The sequence below is a fragment of the Chitinophaga varians genome (assembly GCF_012641275.1).
Classification (GTDB): domain Bacteria; phylum Bacteroidota; class Bacteroidia; order Chitinophagales; family Chitinophagaceae; genus Chitinophaga; species Chitinophaga varians_A.
The window spans coordinates 1,182,806-1,198,084 of sequence record NZ_JABAIA010000001.1 but is presented as its reverse complement, the minus strand read 5'-3'; the positions used below and the strand labels follow the sequence as shown (position 1 = coordinate 1,198,084).

Genomic DNA, 15,279 nt, shown 5'->3' with positions numbered 1-15,279 from the left:
TTTACCGGGGCAATTTAAAAAGAAAAACGGGCAGAATGTTCTGCCCGTTTTCCACATATCTGATTCAACCAGGGGTTGAATTATTTTTTGTTTTTGGCCGCTTCTGCACGGATTACGTTCAGCGCGCCGCCGGCTTTGAACCACTCGATCTGTTGTTCGTTGTAAGTGTGGTTTACAGCGAATTCATCGGTGCTGCCGTCTTTGTGGTGCAACACTACAGTGAGTTGTTTACCCGGAGCGAAGGTAGTCAGGCCCAGGATATCGATGGTGTCATCTTCCTGGATTTTGTCATAATCTTCTTTGTTAGCGAAGGTCAGACCGAGCATACCTTGTTTTTTCAGGTTGGTTTCGTGGATACGGGCGAAAGATTTCACCAGGATAGCACGAACGCCGAGGTGGCGGGGTTCCATGGCAGCGTGTTCGCGGCTGGAGCCTTCACCGTAGTTTTCGTCGCCTACTACTACCGCACCAACGCCGGCTGCTTTGTAAGCACGCATGGTAGCAGGAACAGCGCCGTATTCACCGGTCAGGGAGTTCTTAACGGTATCTGTTTTATCGTTGAACGCGTTTACCGCGCCGATCAGCATGTTGTTGGAGATGTTGTCCAGGTGACCGCGGTATTTCAGCCATGGGCCTGCCATGGAGATGTGGTCAGTGGTGCATTTGCCTTTTGCCTTGATGAGGAGTTTCAGGCCTTTCAGGTCTGTACCTTCCCATGCAGCAAATGGTTCCAGCAGCTGGAGACGGTCAGAAGTAGGGGATACGATCACCTGTACTTTGCTACCGTCCTGGGCAGGGGCCTGGTAACCGGCGTCGTCTACTGCGAAACCTTTTACCGGCAGTTCAAAACCGGTAGGTTCGTCCAGTTTCACATCTTCGCCGTTTTTGTTTTTCAGGGTGTCAGTCAGCGGATTGAAGGTGAGGTCACCTGCAATGGCCAGTGCTGTCACGATTTCAGGAGAAGCTACGAAAGCGTGGGTTGAAGCCAGGCCGTCGTTTCTTTTCGCGAAGTTACGGTTGAAGGAAGTGATGATGGAGTTCTTACGGTTAGGGTCATCGATGTGACGGGCCCATTGACCGATGCAGGGACCGCAGGCGTTAGCCAGCACTACACCGCCTACCTGGTCAAAGGTAGAAAGCAGACCGTCTCTTTCGATGGTATAACGTACCAGTTCAGAACCTGGAGTGATGGTGAACTCGGATTTCATGTCCAGTTGTTTGTCGATGGCTTGTTTGGCCAGGGATGCAGAACGGGAGATGTCTTCGTAGGAAGAGTTGGTGCAGGAACCGATCAGGGCCACTTCCAGCTTTTCAGGCCAGTTGTTTTCCTTGATAGCCTGAGCGAATTTGGAGATAGGCCATGCCAGGTCCGGAGTGAATGGACCGTTTACATGAGGCTCCAGGGTGTTCAGGTCGATTTCGATCACCTCGTCATAGTATTTTTTAGGATCTGCGTACACTTCAGCGTCCGGACGCAGGTGGTCTTTCACTGCATCGGCCAGGGCAGCAACTTCTGCTCTGCTGGTCACTTTCAGGTAATCAGACATTTTGGTGTCGTAGGCAAATACGGAGCAGGTAGCACCGATTTCAGCACCCATGTTACAGATAGTGCCTTTACCGGTGGCGCTCAGGCTGTCAGCACCTTCACCGAAGTATTCCACGATAGCGCCGGTACCGCCTTTTACGGTCAGGATACCTGCAACTTTCAGGATAACGTCTTTGGCGGAAGTCCAGCCACTCATTTTACCGGTCAGTTTCACACCGATCAGTTTCGGCATTTTCAGCTCCCAGGGGAGGCCTGCCATTACGTCTACCGCGTCAGCACCGCCAACACCGATAGCCAGCATGCCCAAACCACCGGCATTAGGCGTGTGGGAGTCAGTACCGATCATCATACCGCCGGGGAATGCATAGTTTTCCAGCACTACCTGGTGGATGATACCGGCGCCTGGTTTCCAGAAACCAATGCCGTATTTGTCGGAGATGGAAGAAAGGAAATCGTAAACTTCTTTATTAGTGTCAACAGCAGCCGCCAAATCCTGTGTGGCGCCTACTTTGGCTTGTATAAGGTGATCACAGTGTACTGTGGATGGAACCGCAACTTTTTCGCGGCCGGCAGTCATAAATTGGAGCAATGCCATCTGGGCAGTCGCATCCTGCATCGCTACACGGTCCGGCGCAAATTCAACGTAGGATTTGCCTCTTTCAAAAGGCGTGGTAGTTGGTGCATACAAGTGTGCGTATAAAATCTTTTCGGCAAGTGTGAGCGGACGGCCTAACAGCTGACGGGTTGCTTCCACTTTACCCGGTAGTGCCGCATACACTCTTTTAATCATGTCAATATCAAACACCATGGGAAAAAAATAATTTAAGAGCGGTTAAAAATTGCTCGCAAAATTAACTAAAAACAACAAGTTTTTAAATTAATTACTGAAGATACCGGCAGAATTTTACCCGGCCGGGCACCCTGAAAACAAGCCCGGCAAATTGGGCGCCACCTTTAAAAGAATTGTTAAAAAATGTTATATTAAGTTTTTGGCCCCTGTTTGGGACAACCGGCGCCGGCGCCGCTCCGCCCGCTCTCCTGTTAAATTACGGCAGTGACGGCCACCCTTGTTTTTCCGGCGAAAATTTGATACATTTGAAACATGAACCGGATTAAAGACTTTTTGGAATGGAAGGCCTTTGGCGTATGTACCGCCATCGGTGAGAAACTGGGCGTAGCCACCTCCAGGATCCGCTTCTTTTTCATTTATGCCACTTTCCTGACCATGGGATCGCCCGTCATCGTCTATATGATCCTCGCCTTCTGGATGAATATGAAGAATTATATTCTCAACGGAAGAAGAAACCCCCTGCGTTACCTCTGATTATTTTCTCATTTATTTATTTTGATAATGGGCCTGCGCTATAGCAAAACCTATTACAGGCGGCTTTTGTTTAAAGCCGGTTCCTGAAAAGACAAAGAGGACGCAACCGGCGCACCGGTCACATCCTCTCTGTCGTATAGCCTCATCTGGTAGTTATTCCAGATGGAAATTAGTCATACCATGATAATGGTTCTGCAGTTCATTCAGCGTAATAGGCGCATTCAGGTTCCTTGTTTCATCACGGTAATGCAACTGAAGCACGGGCTGATTGCCTGGCTCATGGATACGCACGGAGAACGGTCCCCGCACATACAGCTTGCCTTTGCCATTACCGGACTGGTTACTGTCCAGATGGAACTGCAATCTGAGTAAAGTCGCCTCGTCCAACGGAATAGAGTGCAGGTTGTCGAGATCGTACCAAAACTCATTCGTGTCATTATCGGTGGCCACAAGCACTTTTTTGTCCTCATGATCCACCTGTAGAATCTTCCCCGGTTTCTCTACACCGCCGTAATTGGTAATCACCGTATCTCCGGTTTTTAAATGGTGTAAACTGATCATAGTGAGCTGTTTTTAGTGTTTCATGAATTTACATAAAACAGCCCAAAACAACAAGGGGAAGCAGGCGCTTATAATTTCACCGCTACTTTACGCAGTTCCACCAGTTTTTCCAGCAGTTCTTCCAGCAGATCGAGCCGCAGCATGTTGGCGCCGTCAGATTTGGCACGGGAAGGCTCCGGATGGGTTTCAATAAACAGCCCGTCAGCACCGGTGGCAATAGCCGCCTTGGCAATGGTGCTGATCATCTGCGGATTACCGCCGGTAACGCCGCTGGTCTGGTTCGGCTGCTGCAAAGAATGCGTACAGTCCATTACCACCGGCTGTCCCAGGTGTTTCATCACCGGGATGTTACGATAGTCTACCACCAGGTCCTGGTAACCGAAAGTGGTGCCCCTCTCCGTTAAAATGATATGTTCATTGCCAGCCCCTTTGATCTTCTCTACGGCAAATTTCATGGACTCGCCGCTCAGGAACTGACCTTTTTTCACATTGACTACTTTTCCTGTCTCCGCTGCGGCCAGCAGAATGTCTGTCTGACGGCAAAGGAAGGCCGGGATTTGTAATACGTCCACATAAGCGGCGGCCATGGCGGCTTCGGCAGCGGAGTGGATATCAGAAGTAACAGGTACGTTGAATGTTTTGCCTACTTTCTGCAACAGTTCCAGCCCCTCTACATCACCAATACCGGTAAATGAATGTACGCTCGTACGGTTGGCCTTCCGGTAGGAAGCCTTGAAAACATAGGGAATAGACAGACGTTTGCAGATACCTGAAACTTTCTCTGCTACTTCCATCAGCAGCTCTTCTTCTTCTATTACACACGGACCGGCAATCAGGAAAAAATTTTCCGGATTGTATTGTTCTTTGAACAATGATTTTAAATGCTTCATAATTTTATAACTATTGGGTCGTTAATCGCCATGCAAAGATAGTCTTTCCCGGCATTAACAGGACCCCGTACAGACAGCTCTTCCCTATACGAAAAGTTAAAATTGTCATACTTTTGTAATCCCGGATGGGGAAGTCCACCCATTGCAGTTTTTATTGTTATAGCATTGTCATGCGCGTGGAGGGGTGGAACGGAAATATCGCCGAACCTGTTAATATTACGCTCTCAAATTATTGCTTACAATTTTCGGTATATGAAGAAAGATAAGATCCTGGTTATTGGTGCCTGCGGACAAATAGGCGTGGAGCTGACCCTGGCGTTAAGGAAAATGTATGGAGATGCCAATGTGGTGGCGTCGGACCTGCGCGAGGAACATGAGCTGCTGAAAGGAACAGGCCCGTATGTGTCGCTGGACGTAATGAACAAAGAGATGCTGCACGTATTGATCATCCGGCACAACATCACCCAGGTATATCTGCTGGCGGCCATCCTGTCTGCCACCGGCGAAAAAAATCCGCTGCTGGCATGGCATATCAATATGCAAAGCCTGCTCAACGTACTTGATATCGCCAAGGAAGAAAATATTGACAAAGTATACTGGCCCAGCTCTATCGCGGTATTCGGTCCTAACTCCCCGATGCAGGACACGCCGCAACACACCATCATTGAGCCGACTACCATCTACGGTATCAGCAAATTTGCCGGTGAACGCTGGTGCGAATACTACAACCACCGTTATGGCGTAGACGTAAGAAGCCTGCGCTATCCCGGCCTGATCAGCTATAAGTCTGCTCCCGGCGGCGGTACTACTGACTATGCAGTGGAAATCTTCCACGAGGCAAAGGAGCATAAAAAATACACCAGCTTCCTGTCAGAGAACACATATCTGCCCATGATGTATATGCCGGACGCTATCCGTGCTACCATTGAACTGATGGAAGCCGATGCCTCCAAAATATCTGTACGCTCTGCCTATAATCTCTCCGGAATGAGCTTCTCTCCAAAGGAGATCGCGGCGGAGATCAAAAAACATATTCCCGAATTCACGATCAGTTATGAGCCGGACTACCGCCAGCAAATCGCTGACGGCTGGCCCAACAGCATGGACGACAGTCTCGCCCGCGCCGACTGGGGATGGAAACATGAGTATGACCTGGAGAAAATGACGGCGGACATGCTGAAAAACATATAACCGTCCCCGTAAGGATGCGGTTTTAAGTCTCGCATATTATTGTTTGATTTGAGTATAAAATAAGGCCCGGTGATATCTTCACCGGGCCCTTTGTTTTTATATTGCTTTATTCAGTCCGTTATATTAAAGTTCCTACCGCAACAGTCGTGTTGTTAAACTCGTCAATCAGGATAAACGCGCCATTGGCAGGGTTTTCCGCGTATATATCGGCAAAGATGGGCTGGGCTGTTTTCAGAGTAATGCTACCGATATCATTTAAGCCCATGTCATTTTTGCCTTCGATGTGTTGATAACTGGTTACATCGATGACGAAGTTGACCTGCTGCACTTTTGCTTTCACGCGGTTGATGCCATGCTGGAGCAGGTAGGTTTTCCCGGCCACCAGTTTTTGCTGGTCCATCCAGCAGATATTGGCGGTGATTTCCTTGCGTTGTTCCGGAACGTTGTCTGTTTTTACCAGCATGTTGCCCCGGCTGCTGTCAATTTCATCTTCGAGGGTGATGACCACGCTTTCACGGGCATGGGCCGCCGGCAGTTGTTTTTCGAACTGCTCAATGGTTTTGATCCTGCTTTTTTGTCCTGATGGCAGGGAGATGATTTCATCGCCTACGTTGAAATGGCCACTGGCCACTTTACCGGCGAAGCCACGGAAATCGTGGTATTCGGTGGTACGTGGACGGATCACGCTTTGTATGGGGAAGCGGGCCGGGTGACGGCTGTCCTCCTGGTCAAAAGCGATCTGTTCGAGGTAATCGAGCAGGGTAGGGCCCTGGTACCAGGTGATGGAACCGGTGCGGGTGGCCACGTTTTCGCCATACAGGGAGGAGATGGGGATGAACTTCACTTCCTGTGCTTTATAGGAGGCGCTGGCCAGCAGCTGCTGGAAGTCTTCCACGATCTGATTGAAACGGGCCTCGTTGTAATCCACCAGGTCCATTTTGTTGACGCACACTACGAGGTACGGAATGCGTAACAGGTTGGCGATAAAAAAGTGGCGGTGTGTTTGTTCCACGATGCCTTTGCGGGCGTCGATCAGGATGAGTGATACCTGCGCATTGGAGGCGCCGGTCACCATGTTGCGGGTATATTCAATATGGCCGGGTGTATCGGCGATAATGTATTTACGGGTAGGGGTGGAGAAGTAGATATGCGCCACGTCGATGGTGATGCCTTGTTCTCTTTCTGCCACGAGGCCGTCTGTCAGCAGAGACAGATCGGTGAAGTCGAGCCCTTTGCGTTTGCTGGCGGCGTGGAGCGCCTCCATTTTATCCTGGGGGATAGAGTTGGTGTCGTATAAAAGACGGCCGATCAGGGTGCTTTTCCCATCGTCCACACTACCGGAAGTGGCTATACGTAAAACCTCCATATGCGTTCGCTTTTTTGCTGTAAGAAGTAAATGTTAAAAGTAACCTGCCTGTTTTCTTTTCTCCATGGCGGCTTCGGAGCGTTTGTCGTCTATACGTGCGCCACGTTCGGAAATTTTGGCTTCCATGATTTCTGCGATGATGTCTTCCAGCTTATCGGCTTCGGACAGTACGGCAGCGGTACAGGTCATGTCGCCAACGGTACGGAAGCGTACTTTCTGGCGGAAAGGCACTTCATCGGCGGTGGTGTTGAGGTAGGCGGAATAAGGCCAGTAGAGGCCATCCCGCTCAATGATTTCCCTTTCGTGCGCGAAGTAGATGGAAGGTATTTCCAGTTTTTCGCGGCGGATGTAGTTCCATACGTCCAGTTCTGTCCAGTTGGAGATGGGGAACACACGTACGTTTTCACCGATATTGATTTTTCCGTTGAGGATATCAAACAGTTCAGGGCGTTGCATTTTGGCGTTCCACTGACCGAATTCATCGCGGACAGAGAATATTCTTTCTTTAGCGCGGGCTTTTTCTTCGTCGCGGCGTGCGCCGCCGATGCAGGCGTCAAATTTTCCTTCCTCGATGGCATCGAGGAGGGTAACGGTCTGCAGGGCGTTGCGGCTGGCGTATTTGCCGGTTTCTTCCTGTACTTTGCCCTGGTCAATGCTGTCCTGCACATTACGGACGATCAGGTCCAGGCCCAGTGTGTTGACCAGCCAGTCGCGGAACTCGATGGTTTCCGGGAAATTGTGGCCGGTGTCCACATGTAACAGGGGAAAGGGCACCTTGCCCGGATAAAAGGCTTTCTGGGCCAGTCTTACGAGCGTAATGGAGTCTTTACCGCCGGAGAAGAGCAGCACCGGCTTTTCGAATTGGGCGGCTGTTTCGCGTAAAATGTATATGGCTTCATCTTCCAGCGCCTGTGGAAATTCCCAGTTTATCTGATGTGTCATGGGTGACAATGATTTTATGATTGCAAAGGCTGTTTTCTTTTATCCGTGCAGGCCGCATTCTTTCTGCGACTGTTCCCACCACCACCGGCCGGCGCGCGGATGTTCTCCCGGCTCGATGGCGCGTGTACAGGGCGCACATCCGATGCTGATAAAGCCTTTGTCGTGCAGTTTGTTATAAGGAACGTTGTGTTGGGAGAGGTAGGCCAGGACTTCATCATATCCCCAGTGGATCAGGGGATTGTATTTATAGAGGTGGCGTTGTTCGTCCCATTCCAGCGTCTGCATGTCGTGGCGGTTTTCGGACTGTTCGGCACGTAGTCCGGTGATCCATACTTTTACGCCTTCCAGCGCCCTGTTGAGCGGTACTACTTTCCGGACGCCGCAGCATTGTTTGCGGTTTTCCACGGATTCGTAAAAGCTGTTGGGGCCTTTTTCGGTGACCAGTTTTTCTACGGCCGCTGTTTCGGGATAAAACACTTCGATCGGCTGTTTGTAACGGGCAAGGGTGACGTCCATTACGTCATAGGTTTCCTGGAACAGGCGTCCTGTGTCCAGGGTAAATACCCTTACGGGTAAATGGTTACGCCAGATAATGTCTGCGATTACCTGGTCTTCCTGGCCAAAGGAAGTAGAAAACGCCACGGCACCCGGATACTGCTCCAGGAGATATTGTATGGCTTCTACCACCGGCTTGTTGGCCAGTGCGTTGGTAATGTCTGTCATGTAATCTTCCTTAAAGATAATTGCCTAGTGCCAGCGCGTACTTTTCAGTGACGCCGTACACAAAAATACATAAATCCTATAAAAAAGATAGACTATTGTGGTGAAAATTTGTCGTTTGTTGGGGAATGGGCTATGGGGGAGGGTTTGCCAAAACCTTCATAAAGAGAAACCAAAGCGCTTTATAGGTTCTCTGGTACTGCCAGGATCTTCATAGAGAGAAACCGAAGCACTTTATGGGTTCTCTGGTACTGCCAGGACCTTCATAGAGAGAAACCGAGGCACTCTATGGGTTCTCTGGTACTGCCAGGACCTTCATTGAGAGAAACCGAAGCACTTTATGGGTTCTCTGGTACTGCCAGGATCTTCATAGAGAGAAACCGAACAACAGATTGTGGCCCAGGGCTTCAGCCCTGGGTTGGGGCAAGGGGCAAAAAAAACCGGCAGGAAATCCCTGCCGGCCTGGATAATTTGCTCGCTGCGCTGTTTATGCGTTGCGGGTAAGAATATCTTTTAATGTTTTGGTTTCCAGCAATTTCAGGGTGGCGTCCCTTACTTTGCCCATCACTTCATTCAGGCCGCATACGGCTTCATCGCGACAGTTCTCGCAGCGCTCATAATAGTTGAGGCTTACGCAGGGCAACAGGGCAATGGGGCCGTCCAGCAACCGGATGATCTTGGCCAGTGCAATCTCTTTCGGAGGACGCATCAGATAATATCCGCCGCCTTTCCCTTTCTTACTGCCCAGAATACCGGCATTTTTCAGCTCCAGCAGGATGTTTTCCAGGAACTTGATAGAGATATTCTTCTCCTGAGCGATCTCAGAAATCAGGATAGGCCCTTTATCAACATTTTCTGCCAGGTGAATGAGTGCGTGAAATGCGTATTGTGTTTTTTTAGATAACATACTGACTTATTTGCATCCCTGGGGATGACGCTATCGGTGCTGCAATGAACATTTTTGACGTAACAAATATAAGCTCTTCTTTTGAGTTTTATGTTCCGGCAGCCTGCGTGGAGCGTGACAGGAATAAATAATAATTGATTTTCAAGCCATTATACAGTCTCTATAGGTTCAGCACGTCTCTCATCGTAAACACGCCTGTCTTATCTTTCAGCCATTCCGCTGCTACTACGGCGCCGGCAGCGAAGCCTTCACGGGAATGTGCGGTATGCGTGATCGTGATATCGTCGATGGGAGAAGAGTAGTGAATGGTATGAGTGCCTGGTGCGGGGTCTATTCTTTTGGAAATGATAGACAGCATGTCAGTCTGCTGTGTTTCTTCATTGACCCAGCCCTTTTTCCGGTCAACGGAAGCCAGCAGCTGTTCAGCCAGGGTGATGGCGGTCCCGCTGGGGGCGTCTTTTTTCTGGGTATGGTGGATTTCTTCCATCCATACGTTGTATTGGGGCTGGCTGGCCATCAGGTCTGCCAGTCTTTTGTTGACTTCAAAAAAGATATTGACGCCGATGCTGAAGTTGGTGGCATGTAAAAAGGCGTGGTGTCCTTTTTCGCATTCCGCATTCACTTCCGGCAGTTTCTCAAGCCAGCCGGTGGTGCCGCTTACAACAGGTACGTTGGCTTCAAAGCACTTTTGTATGTTATGGTAAGCTGTTTCGGGGGTGGTAAATTCGATGGCCACATCTGCCTGTCCAAGATGTTCTTTTTCCAGCAGGTGTTGGGCATCGTGGTCTATTCTCAGGATTACCTCATGACCTTTGGCTGTGGCAATGGCATCGATCGCCTTACCCATTTTACCATATCCTATTAGTGCTATTTTCATGACCCTTGCTGATATTTTTTAGTGGATGATGTGCTGGTTAGCGGCCTGCCAGCCAGGCAGACTTATGGTTTTTACGGCCGCCGCCGATGGCCAGTTTAACGCTGATGCCTAAACCCTGGTTGTTGATGATGGCCGGGGATACCCGCATGCTCAGTTCATCAGACATGTCCCAGTTGCGCAGGTGCGCAAATACCGTGGCATCGGCGATATTAAGCGTATAAGCCAGTACAAAGAAAAGAACGGAATAATCGATATTCTGACGGAAATAATCGCGGTTGGCTTTCAGGTACTGTGATGATTTATTGGCCAGCAGCGGGTCCGATATGTTCGTGTCAGGGTTACCGTCTACTGATAGCCGGTAGGCATCACGGTATTTCCGGTAGTTGTCCATGTTCCATACAAAGAAGTAGGTACAGGTACCGATGGCGGCATATACCAGCGGCATTTTCCAGTATTCGTGGTTGTACGCCTGTCCGAGCCCCGGCAGAATAGCTGAATACAGCGCTGCTTTGCGCGGGCTGTGCGGCGCACGCGGCGCCAGTTTGATAGACGCCGTGGTATCGGTCAGCTCAGTGCTTCTGGTAGTGTCTTTTACCGGATAAGGCAACGTATCGATGGGATGGGCAGTACGACGGGTAGTGTCCTGCCCTTTCAGTACAGGCGCCAATACCAGTAATGCCATACATACCAGTACATGACGACGAAATAAACGGAATAATCTTCCAGCCTTCTTAGCCACCTTATAAATCTATTTTTTCCAGGATGCTATTCAGTTCATCGTCTGAATAGAATTCGATCATAATGCTTCCTTTGCCATTCTTGCCTCTGTCCAGCTTCACTTTGGTAGAGAAGTGGGAGCTGAGGTTGTCTTGTATTTTCTGGAAAGCGGGGGGCAGTTTAGCCTTGACCGCTTTCTGCTGGTTACCTTTGTCGGCCTGGTTGATTTTGCGGGCCAGGTCTTCGGTTTGTCTTACTGACAGCCCGTTTTGCAGGATTTCATTGTAGAGGAACAGTTGGTTCTCCACATTCTCCACGCCGGTGAGCACGCGGGCATGGCCCATGCTCAGTTGTCCGTTGCGTACCGCTACCTGGATGTCCGGTGGCAGTTTGAGCAGGCGGATATAGTTGGTGACAGTGCTTCTTTCCTTGCCCATGCGGTCGGCCACCTGTTCCTGTGTGAGGGAACATTCGTCCATCAAACGCTTGTAGCTCAATCCAACCTCGATCGCATTCAGGTTTTCCCTTTGCAGGTTCTCCAGCAGTGCCAGCTCCAGCAGTTCCTGGTCATTGGCCTGGCGCACATAGGCCGGAATATCTTTCAGACCGGCCATTTTGCTGGCGCGCAGACGGCGTTCTCCTGCAATCAGCTGGAATTTTTTGTTACTGATCTTGGCCACTGTGATCGGCTGGATGATATCATGCAGCTTGATCGACTGACTAAGTTCCTGAAGGGCAACCTCATCAAAGTCACGACGCGGTTGCTTCGGATTGGTCACGATCTGTTCCAGCGCAATACGTTCAATACCCGTAGCGGCAGCTACTGCGTTATCGCCCAGGGCGCCGGCAGTATGCTTCAGGTCAGTGTCTATGTTCTGGAGCAGCGAGCGGATACCTTTCCCCAACGCCTCTTTCTTACTTGGATTGCTCATTTTAAGATTTTGTCTTTGGATTTAATTTTCGTGTAGTTATGCTTCTGCAGTATTTCCTTGGCCAGGTTCAGGTAATTGATGGCACCAGTGCTGGCTGCATCGTACATAATAACAGATTTACCAAAGCTGGGCGCTTCACCCAGTTTGGTATTACGATGGATGATGGTGTTGAATACGCTCTCTTCAAAATGCTGCTTCACTTCGTCCACCACCTGGTTACTGAGGCGCAAACGGCCATCGTACATGGTCATCAGGATACCTTCAATTTCCAGGTCTGTATTCAGTCTGCTCTGAACGATCTTAATGGTATTGAGCAATTTGCCCAGACCTTCCAGTGCAAAAAATTCACATTGTACAGGGATGATCACCGCGTTGGACGCCACCAGTGCGTTCACCGTGATCAGTCCCAAAGAAGGGGAACAGTCTACGATCACAAAATCGTAATCATCCTTTACCGCGTCCACCACCTGCTTCATCACCCGCTCACGGCTGGGATGATTGATCAGTTCCAGCTCTGCACCTACCAGGTCAATATGGGAAGGCAATACTTTCAGGTTGGGCGTATCAGATTCCAATATCACATCTCTGGCCTGAACATCGTTTACCATACAGTCGTACAGGCTCTGCTGCACATTACGCAGGTCAAAACCCAGCCCTGTGGTGCTGTTTGCCTGGGGATCAGCATCTACCAGCAATGTTTTGAATTCCAGCACAGCCAGGCTGCTTGCCAGGTTGATTGCACTGGTTGTTTTTCCTACCCCACCTTTCTGATTAGCGATTGCGATTACTCTAGCCATTGTGTAATTTAAAAAATTCAAAGGTTCATTTATAGGATAAAGGATTAAATAGCAGTATCGCCTCTTCCTCAAACCTCTATGGTACTGCCTATTTCAGGCAGCAGCAGCTCCACGCCGGCTTCGTCAAAAAGCTGCATGACCTCCCTCTTGTCTATCTTGATATACCCGAAGGTGTCATAATGGATGCCGATTATTTTTTCACATTCAATCATTTCAGCCGCGGCAATGGCATCTTCCGGGCCCATGGTGAAATTATCACCAATCGGTAAAACGGCAAAATCCAGTTCTGCAATGCCCGGTATCAGCTCCATGTCCATGGTCAGCGCGGTATCGCCACTGTAATAAAAATTGCCTTCGTCAGTGATAAATACAAATCCCATCGGGTTACCACCGTAAGTGCCGTCCGGCAGCCCGCTGGAATGCTGGGCCACCACGCACTTAACAGTGCCGAAATCAAATTTCCATTTGCCGCCGGTATTCATGGGGTGCAGCTTGGTCAGCCCCTGCTTGCCCGCCCAGGTAACAATCTCAAAATTAGATACCACCATGGCCCCGGTCTGCTTCGCCAGCGAAATCAAATCCGCCACATGGTCCTCATGGCCATGGGAAACAAAAATATAATCCGCCTGTATAGCCTGAACGTCTACCTTGCTGGCCAGCTCATTGTGGGTAATGAACGGGTCAAAAAGTATCCGCTTGCCTTTTATCTCCACTGCAAAGCAGGAATGACCGTAATTGGTGTATCTCATGGTCTCAATTTTAGGTAAAAAAAACGAATTACCGGTTATTAATGATGAATTTAAGCCTTCGCCCAAAAATCACTAACCCGGGTAATTAAATGTTACAAGCTACCTGAATCGGACAAAAATACAACGATTAGCAACAATTCCGGCGCTGTAGTATATTTATTTATTCACAAAGTGTCCTGATCAATATGAATCCGGGAATGGATGATATTTAATATATAATTAATATAAATACGATAAATAACCCCATTTCAACATTTAATTTAAAACCCTGCAATTTATCCGTGTGTTATTCGTCTGCATACCTGCCAGCTACCCGTTTTAACTTTTTCTGACGGATAACTTGTATTAATTTGCCTTTCTGTTATAATTTATATTAAATATTTGTAATGCGACCCGGATTGAATTCTATTATATTAGTCGTTTTTCTCCTGTTGTTGGACCTCTACGTATTTCAGGCGGTAAGAGCCATGGTGTACATGTCACTGCCCCGGGTACGGGTCATCGCCTATTCTGCCTACTGGGCCGTATCCGCCATCTGCATTATCATGGTCCTGCTGCTGCCCTATATTCACTGGCATAGCTGGCCCGCTCAGCTGAAATCCTACCTGATGGCCATATTCCTGGGACTGGTAGTAGCGAAACTGCTGGCGGTCGTATTCCTGCTGATAGATGATGTCCGTCGCGGTATCGTATGGCTGATTCAGCGGTTTGTCCCGGCACAAAGCACCGCTGCTGCGGAAGGTACGGTAAACGGCATCTCCCGCTCCCAGTTTCTGAGCCGTCTCGGCCTCATCGCCGGCGGCAGCCTTTTCGGCACCCTGCTGTACGGCTTCTCCAATAAATACAACTACCGCGTCCATAAACTCAAACTCGCATTTAAAAATCTGCCGGCCTCCTTCAGAGGGCTGCGCATCGTCCAGATCTCAGACATCCATTCCGGCAGCTTTGCCAACCGCGAAGCGGTGGTAAAGGGCGTTAATATGATCAACGCCCAGAAAGCCGACCTGGTACTGTTTACCGGCGACCTGGTCAACGACCGCGCGGATGAAATGACCCACTGGATGGATGTGTTCAGCCAGGTAAAAGCCCCTATGGGCGTGTATTCTACGCTGGGTAACCATGATTATGGCGACTATTATCCCTGGCCGGACAAAACACCGGCAGGCCATAGCGACATGCAGCAGAAAAACCTGGAACGCCTGAAGCAAGTGCATGGTGAACTGGGCTGGAAACTGATGATGAACGAAAGCGTGGTGCTGGAAAAAGACGGCGGGCAAATCGCCCTGCTTGGTGTGGAAAACTGGAGCGCTATCAAACGTTTCCCCCGTCACGGCGATCTGCGCCGGGCTTACGACGGCGTAAACCATATCCCTTTCAAAATCCTGATGTCGCATGATCCCACCCACTGGGATGCCCAGATACGCCCGGAATTCCCGGACATTGACCTCACCCTGGCCGGCCATACGCATGGCATGCAGTTCGGCGTGGAAATACCAGGCCTCAAATGGAGCCCTGCACAATACTTCTACAAGGAATGGGCTGGCCTGTACAAAGCCGGGGAACAACGGCTGTATGTGAACAGGGGCTTCGGTTTCCTCGGTTATCCGGGCCGCGTGGGGGTACTGCCTGAAATCACGGTTATTGACCTTGTATAGGCGCCAAGCATTTTAATTCAGGTATTGAAAACCAGACGCTTTTTTTTCAGTCACAAAGCGCCACGGGGAACTCACCGCCATAAATAGCCCGGTCACCGAATATCC

At 49.7% G+C, this 15,279-nt stretch carries 15 protein-coding genes; 3 read left to right on the top strand and 12 right to left on the bottom strand.

Features of this window, described 5'->3' with window-relative positions; all coding sequences use genetic code 11:
- Positions 1-80: 80 nt before the first annotated feature.
- On the bottom strand, positions 81-2,354 hold the full coding sequence (locus HGH92_RS04800; protein WP_168869611.1) for an aconitate hydratase: 2,274 nt from the start codon (positions 2,352-2,354) through the stop codon (positions 81-83).
- Between the two features lie 294 nt (positions 2,355-2,648).
- On the opposite strand from HGH92_RS04800, the gene HGH92_RS04795 reads away from it, so the two are divergent.
- Positions 2,649-2,870, top strand: coding sequence for a PspC domain-containing protein (locus HGH92_RS04795; RefSeq protein WP_168869610.1), 222 nt, complete (start codon positions 2,649-2,651; stop codon positions 2,868-2,870).
- 153 nt (positions 2,871-3,023) lie between these two features.
- Here HGH92_RS04795 and HGH92_RS04790 read toward each other — a convergent pair whose 3' ends face one another.
- Together HGH92_RS04790 and kdsA are read right to left on the bottom strand one after the other, a co-directional pair.
- The gene (locus HGH92_RS04790) at positions 3,024-3,431 is read right to left on the bottom strand and encodes a hypothetical protein (RefSeq protein WP_168869609.1); all 408 of its coding nucleotides are present in this window, start codon (positions 3,429-3,431) and stop codon (positions 3,024-3,026) included.
- Between the two features lie 68 nt (positions 3,432-3,499).
- A complete protein-coding gene (gene kdsA, locus HGH92_RS04785) occupies positions 3,500-4,321 on the bottom strand; it encodes a 3-deoxy-8-phosphooctulonate synthase (RefSeq protein WP_168869608.1) in 822 nt (273 codons plus the stop codon).
- A gap of 252 nt (positions 4,322-4,573) precedes the next feature.
- Here kdsA and HGH92_RS04780 point away from each other — a divergent pair, with 252 nt between their 5' ends.
- Positions 4,574-5,512: an NAD-dependent epimerase/dehydratase family protein gene (locus HGH92_RS04780; RefSeq protein WP_168869607.1), complete on the top strand. Its 939-nt coding sequence runs from the start codon at positions 4,574-4,576 to the stop codon at positions 5,510-5,512.
- A 118-nt stretch (positions 5,513-5,630) separates the two neighbouring features.
- Here the strand turns inward: HGH92_RS04780 and HGH92_RS04775 are convergent, their stop codons facing one another.
- From HGH92_RS04775 to HGH92_RS04735, 9 genes are all read right to left on the bottom strand, one after another.
- A complete protein-coding gene (locus HGH92_RS04775) occupies positions 5,631-6,878 on the bottom strand; it encodes a sulfate adenylyltransferase subunit 1 (protein WP_168869606.1) in 1,248 nt (415 codons plus the stop codon).
- 33 nt (positions 6,879-6,911) lie between these two features.
- On the bottom strand, positions 6,912-7,820 hold the full coding sequence (gene cysD / locus HGH92_RS04770; protein WP_168869605.1) for a sulfate adenylyltransferase subunit CysD: 909 nt from the start codon (positions 7,818-7,820) through the stop codon (positions 6,912-6,914).
- Between the two features lie 39 nt (positions 7,821-7,859).
- Positions 7,860-8,543 (bottom strand): phosphoadenylyl-sulfate reductase, encoded by a 684-nt coding sequence (locus tag HGH92_RS04765; RefSeq protein WP_168869604.1) that lies wholly within the window; start codon positions 8,541-8,543, stop codon positions 7,860-7,862.
- Between the two features lie 484 nt (positions 8,544-9,027).
- Complete coding sequence (locus HGH92_RS04760) at positions 9,028-9,447, bottom strand: RrF2 family transcriptional regulator (protein ID WP_168869603.1); 420 nt, start codon at positions 9,445-9,447, stop codon at positions 9,028-9,030.
- A gap of 160 nt (positions 9,448-9,607) precedes the next feature.
- Positions 9,608-10,324, bottom strand: coding sequence for a 4-hydroxy-tetrahydrodipicolinate reductase (dapB, locus tag HGH92_RS04755; protein WP_168869602.1), 717 nt, complete (start codon positions 10,322-10,324; stop codon positions 9,608-9,610).
- Positions 10,325-10,361: 37 nt separating this feature from the next.
- Entirely contained in the window at positions 10,362-11,063 is a 702-nt protein-coding gene (locus tag HGH92_RS04750; protein WP_168869601.1) for a DUF5683 domain-containing protein, read from the bottom strand.
- Between the two features lies 1 nt (position 11,064).
- Positions 11,065-11,973 carry a ParB/RepB/Spo0J family partition protein gene (locus tag HGH92_RS04745; RefSeq protein WP_168869600.1) on the bottom strand — a complete coding sequence of 303 codons (909 nt, stop codon included), beginning with the start codon at positions 11,971-11,973 and terminating at the stop codon, positions 11,065-11,067.
- Complete coding sequence (locus tag HGH92_RS04740) at positions 11,970-12,770, bottom strand: ParA family protein (RefSeq protein ID WP_168869599.1); 801 nt, start codon at positions 12,768-12,770, stop codon at positions 11,970-11,972. Before HGH92_RS04740 ends, HGH92_RS04745 begins: the two co-directional genes overlap by 4 nt.
- Before the next feature lie 68 nt (positions 12,771-12,838).
- Positions 12,839-13,519 (bottom strand): metal-dependent hydrolase, encoded by a 681-nt coding sequence (locus tag HGH92_RS04735; RefSeq protein WP_168869598.1) that lies wholly within the window; start codon positions 13,517-13,519, stop codon positions 12,839-12,841.
- 398 nt (positions 13,520-13,917) lie between these two features.
- On the opposite strand from HGH92_RS04735, the gene HGH92_RS04730 reads away from it, so the two are divergent.
- A complete protein-coding gene (locus HGH92_RS04730) occupies positions 13,918-15,174 on the top strand; it encodes a metallophosphoesterase (protein WP_247654826.1) in 1,257 nt (418 codons plus the stop codon).
- The last annotated feature ends 105 nt before the right edge of the window (positions 15,175-15,279 follow it).

Excerpts from the sequence above, each read along its gene's own strand:
- HGH92_RS04800 (WP_168869611.1), bottom strand. The coding sequence starts at position 2,354 with ATGGTGTTTGATATTGACATGATTAAAAGAGTGTATGCGGCACTACCG.
- HGH92_RS04795 (WP_168869610.1), top strand. The coding sequence starts at position 2,649 with ATGAACCGGATTAAAGACTTTTTGGAATGGAAGGCCTTTGGCGTATGT.
- HGH92_RS04790 (WP_168869609.1), bottom strand. The coding sequence starts at position 3,431 with ATGATCAGTTTACACCATTTAAAAACCGGAGATACGGTGATTACCAAT.
- kdsA (WP_168869608.1), bottom strand. The coding sequence starts at position 4,321 with ATGAAGCATTTAAAATCATTGTTCAAAGAACAATACAATCCGGAAAAT.
- HGH92_RS04780 (WP_168869607.1), top strand. The coding sequence starts at position 4,574 with ATGAAGAAAGATAAGATCCTGGTTATTGGTGCCTGCGGACAAATAGGC.
- HGH92_RS04775 (WP_168869606.1), bottom strand. The coding sequence starts at position 6,878 with ATGGAGGTTTTACGTATAGCCACTTCCGGTAGTGTGGACGATGGGAAA.
- cysD (WP_168869605.1), bottom strand. The coding sequence starts at position 7,820 with ATGACACATCAGATAAACTGGGAATTTCCACAGGCGCTGGAAGATGAA.
- HGH92_RS04765 (WP_168869604.1), bottom strand. The coding sequence starts at position 8,543 with ATGACAGACATTACCAACGCACTGGCCAACAAGCCGGTGGTAGAAGCC.
- HGH92_RS04760 (WP_168869603.1), bottom strand. The coding sequence starts at position 9,447 with ATGTTATCTAAAAAAACACAATACGCATTTCACGCACTCATTCACCTG.
- dapB (WP_168869602.1), bottom strand. The coding sequence starts at position 10,324 with ATGAAAATAGCACTAATAGGATATGGTAAAATGGGTAAGGCGATCGAT.
- HGH92_RS04745 (WP_168869600.1), bottom strand. The coding sequence starts at position 11,973 with ATGAGCAATCCAAGTAAGAAAGAGGCGTTGGGGAAAGGTATCCGCTCG.
- HGH92_RS04740 (WP_168869599.1), bottom strand. The coding sequence starts at position 12,770 with ATGGCTAGAGTAATCGCAATCGCTAATCAGAAAGGTGGGGTAGGAAAA.
- HGH92_RS04735 (WP_168869598.1), bottom strand. The coding sequence starts at position 13,519 with ATGAGATACACCAATTACGGTCATTCCTGCTTTGCAGTGGAGATAAAA.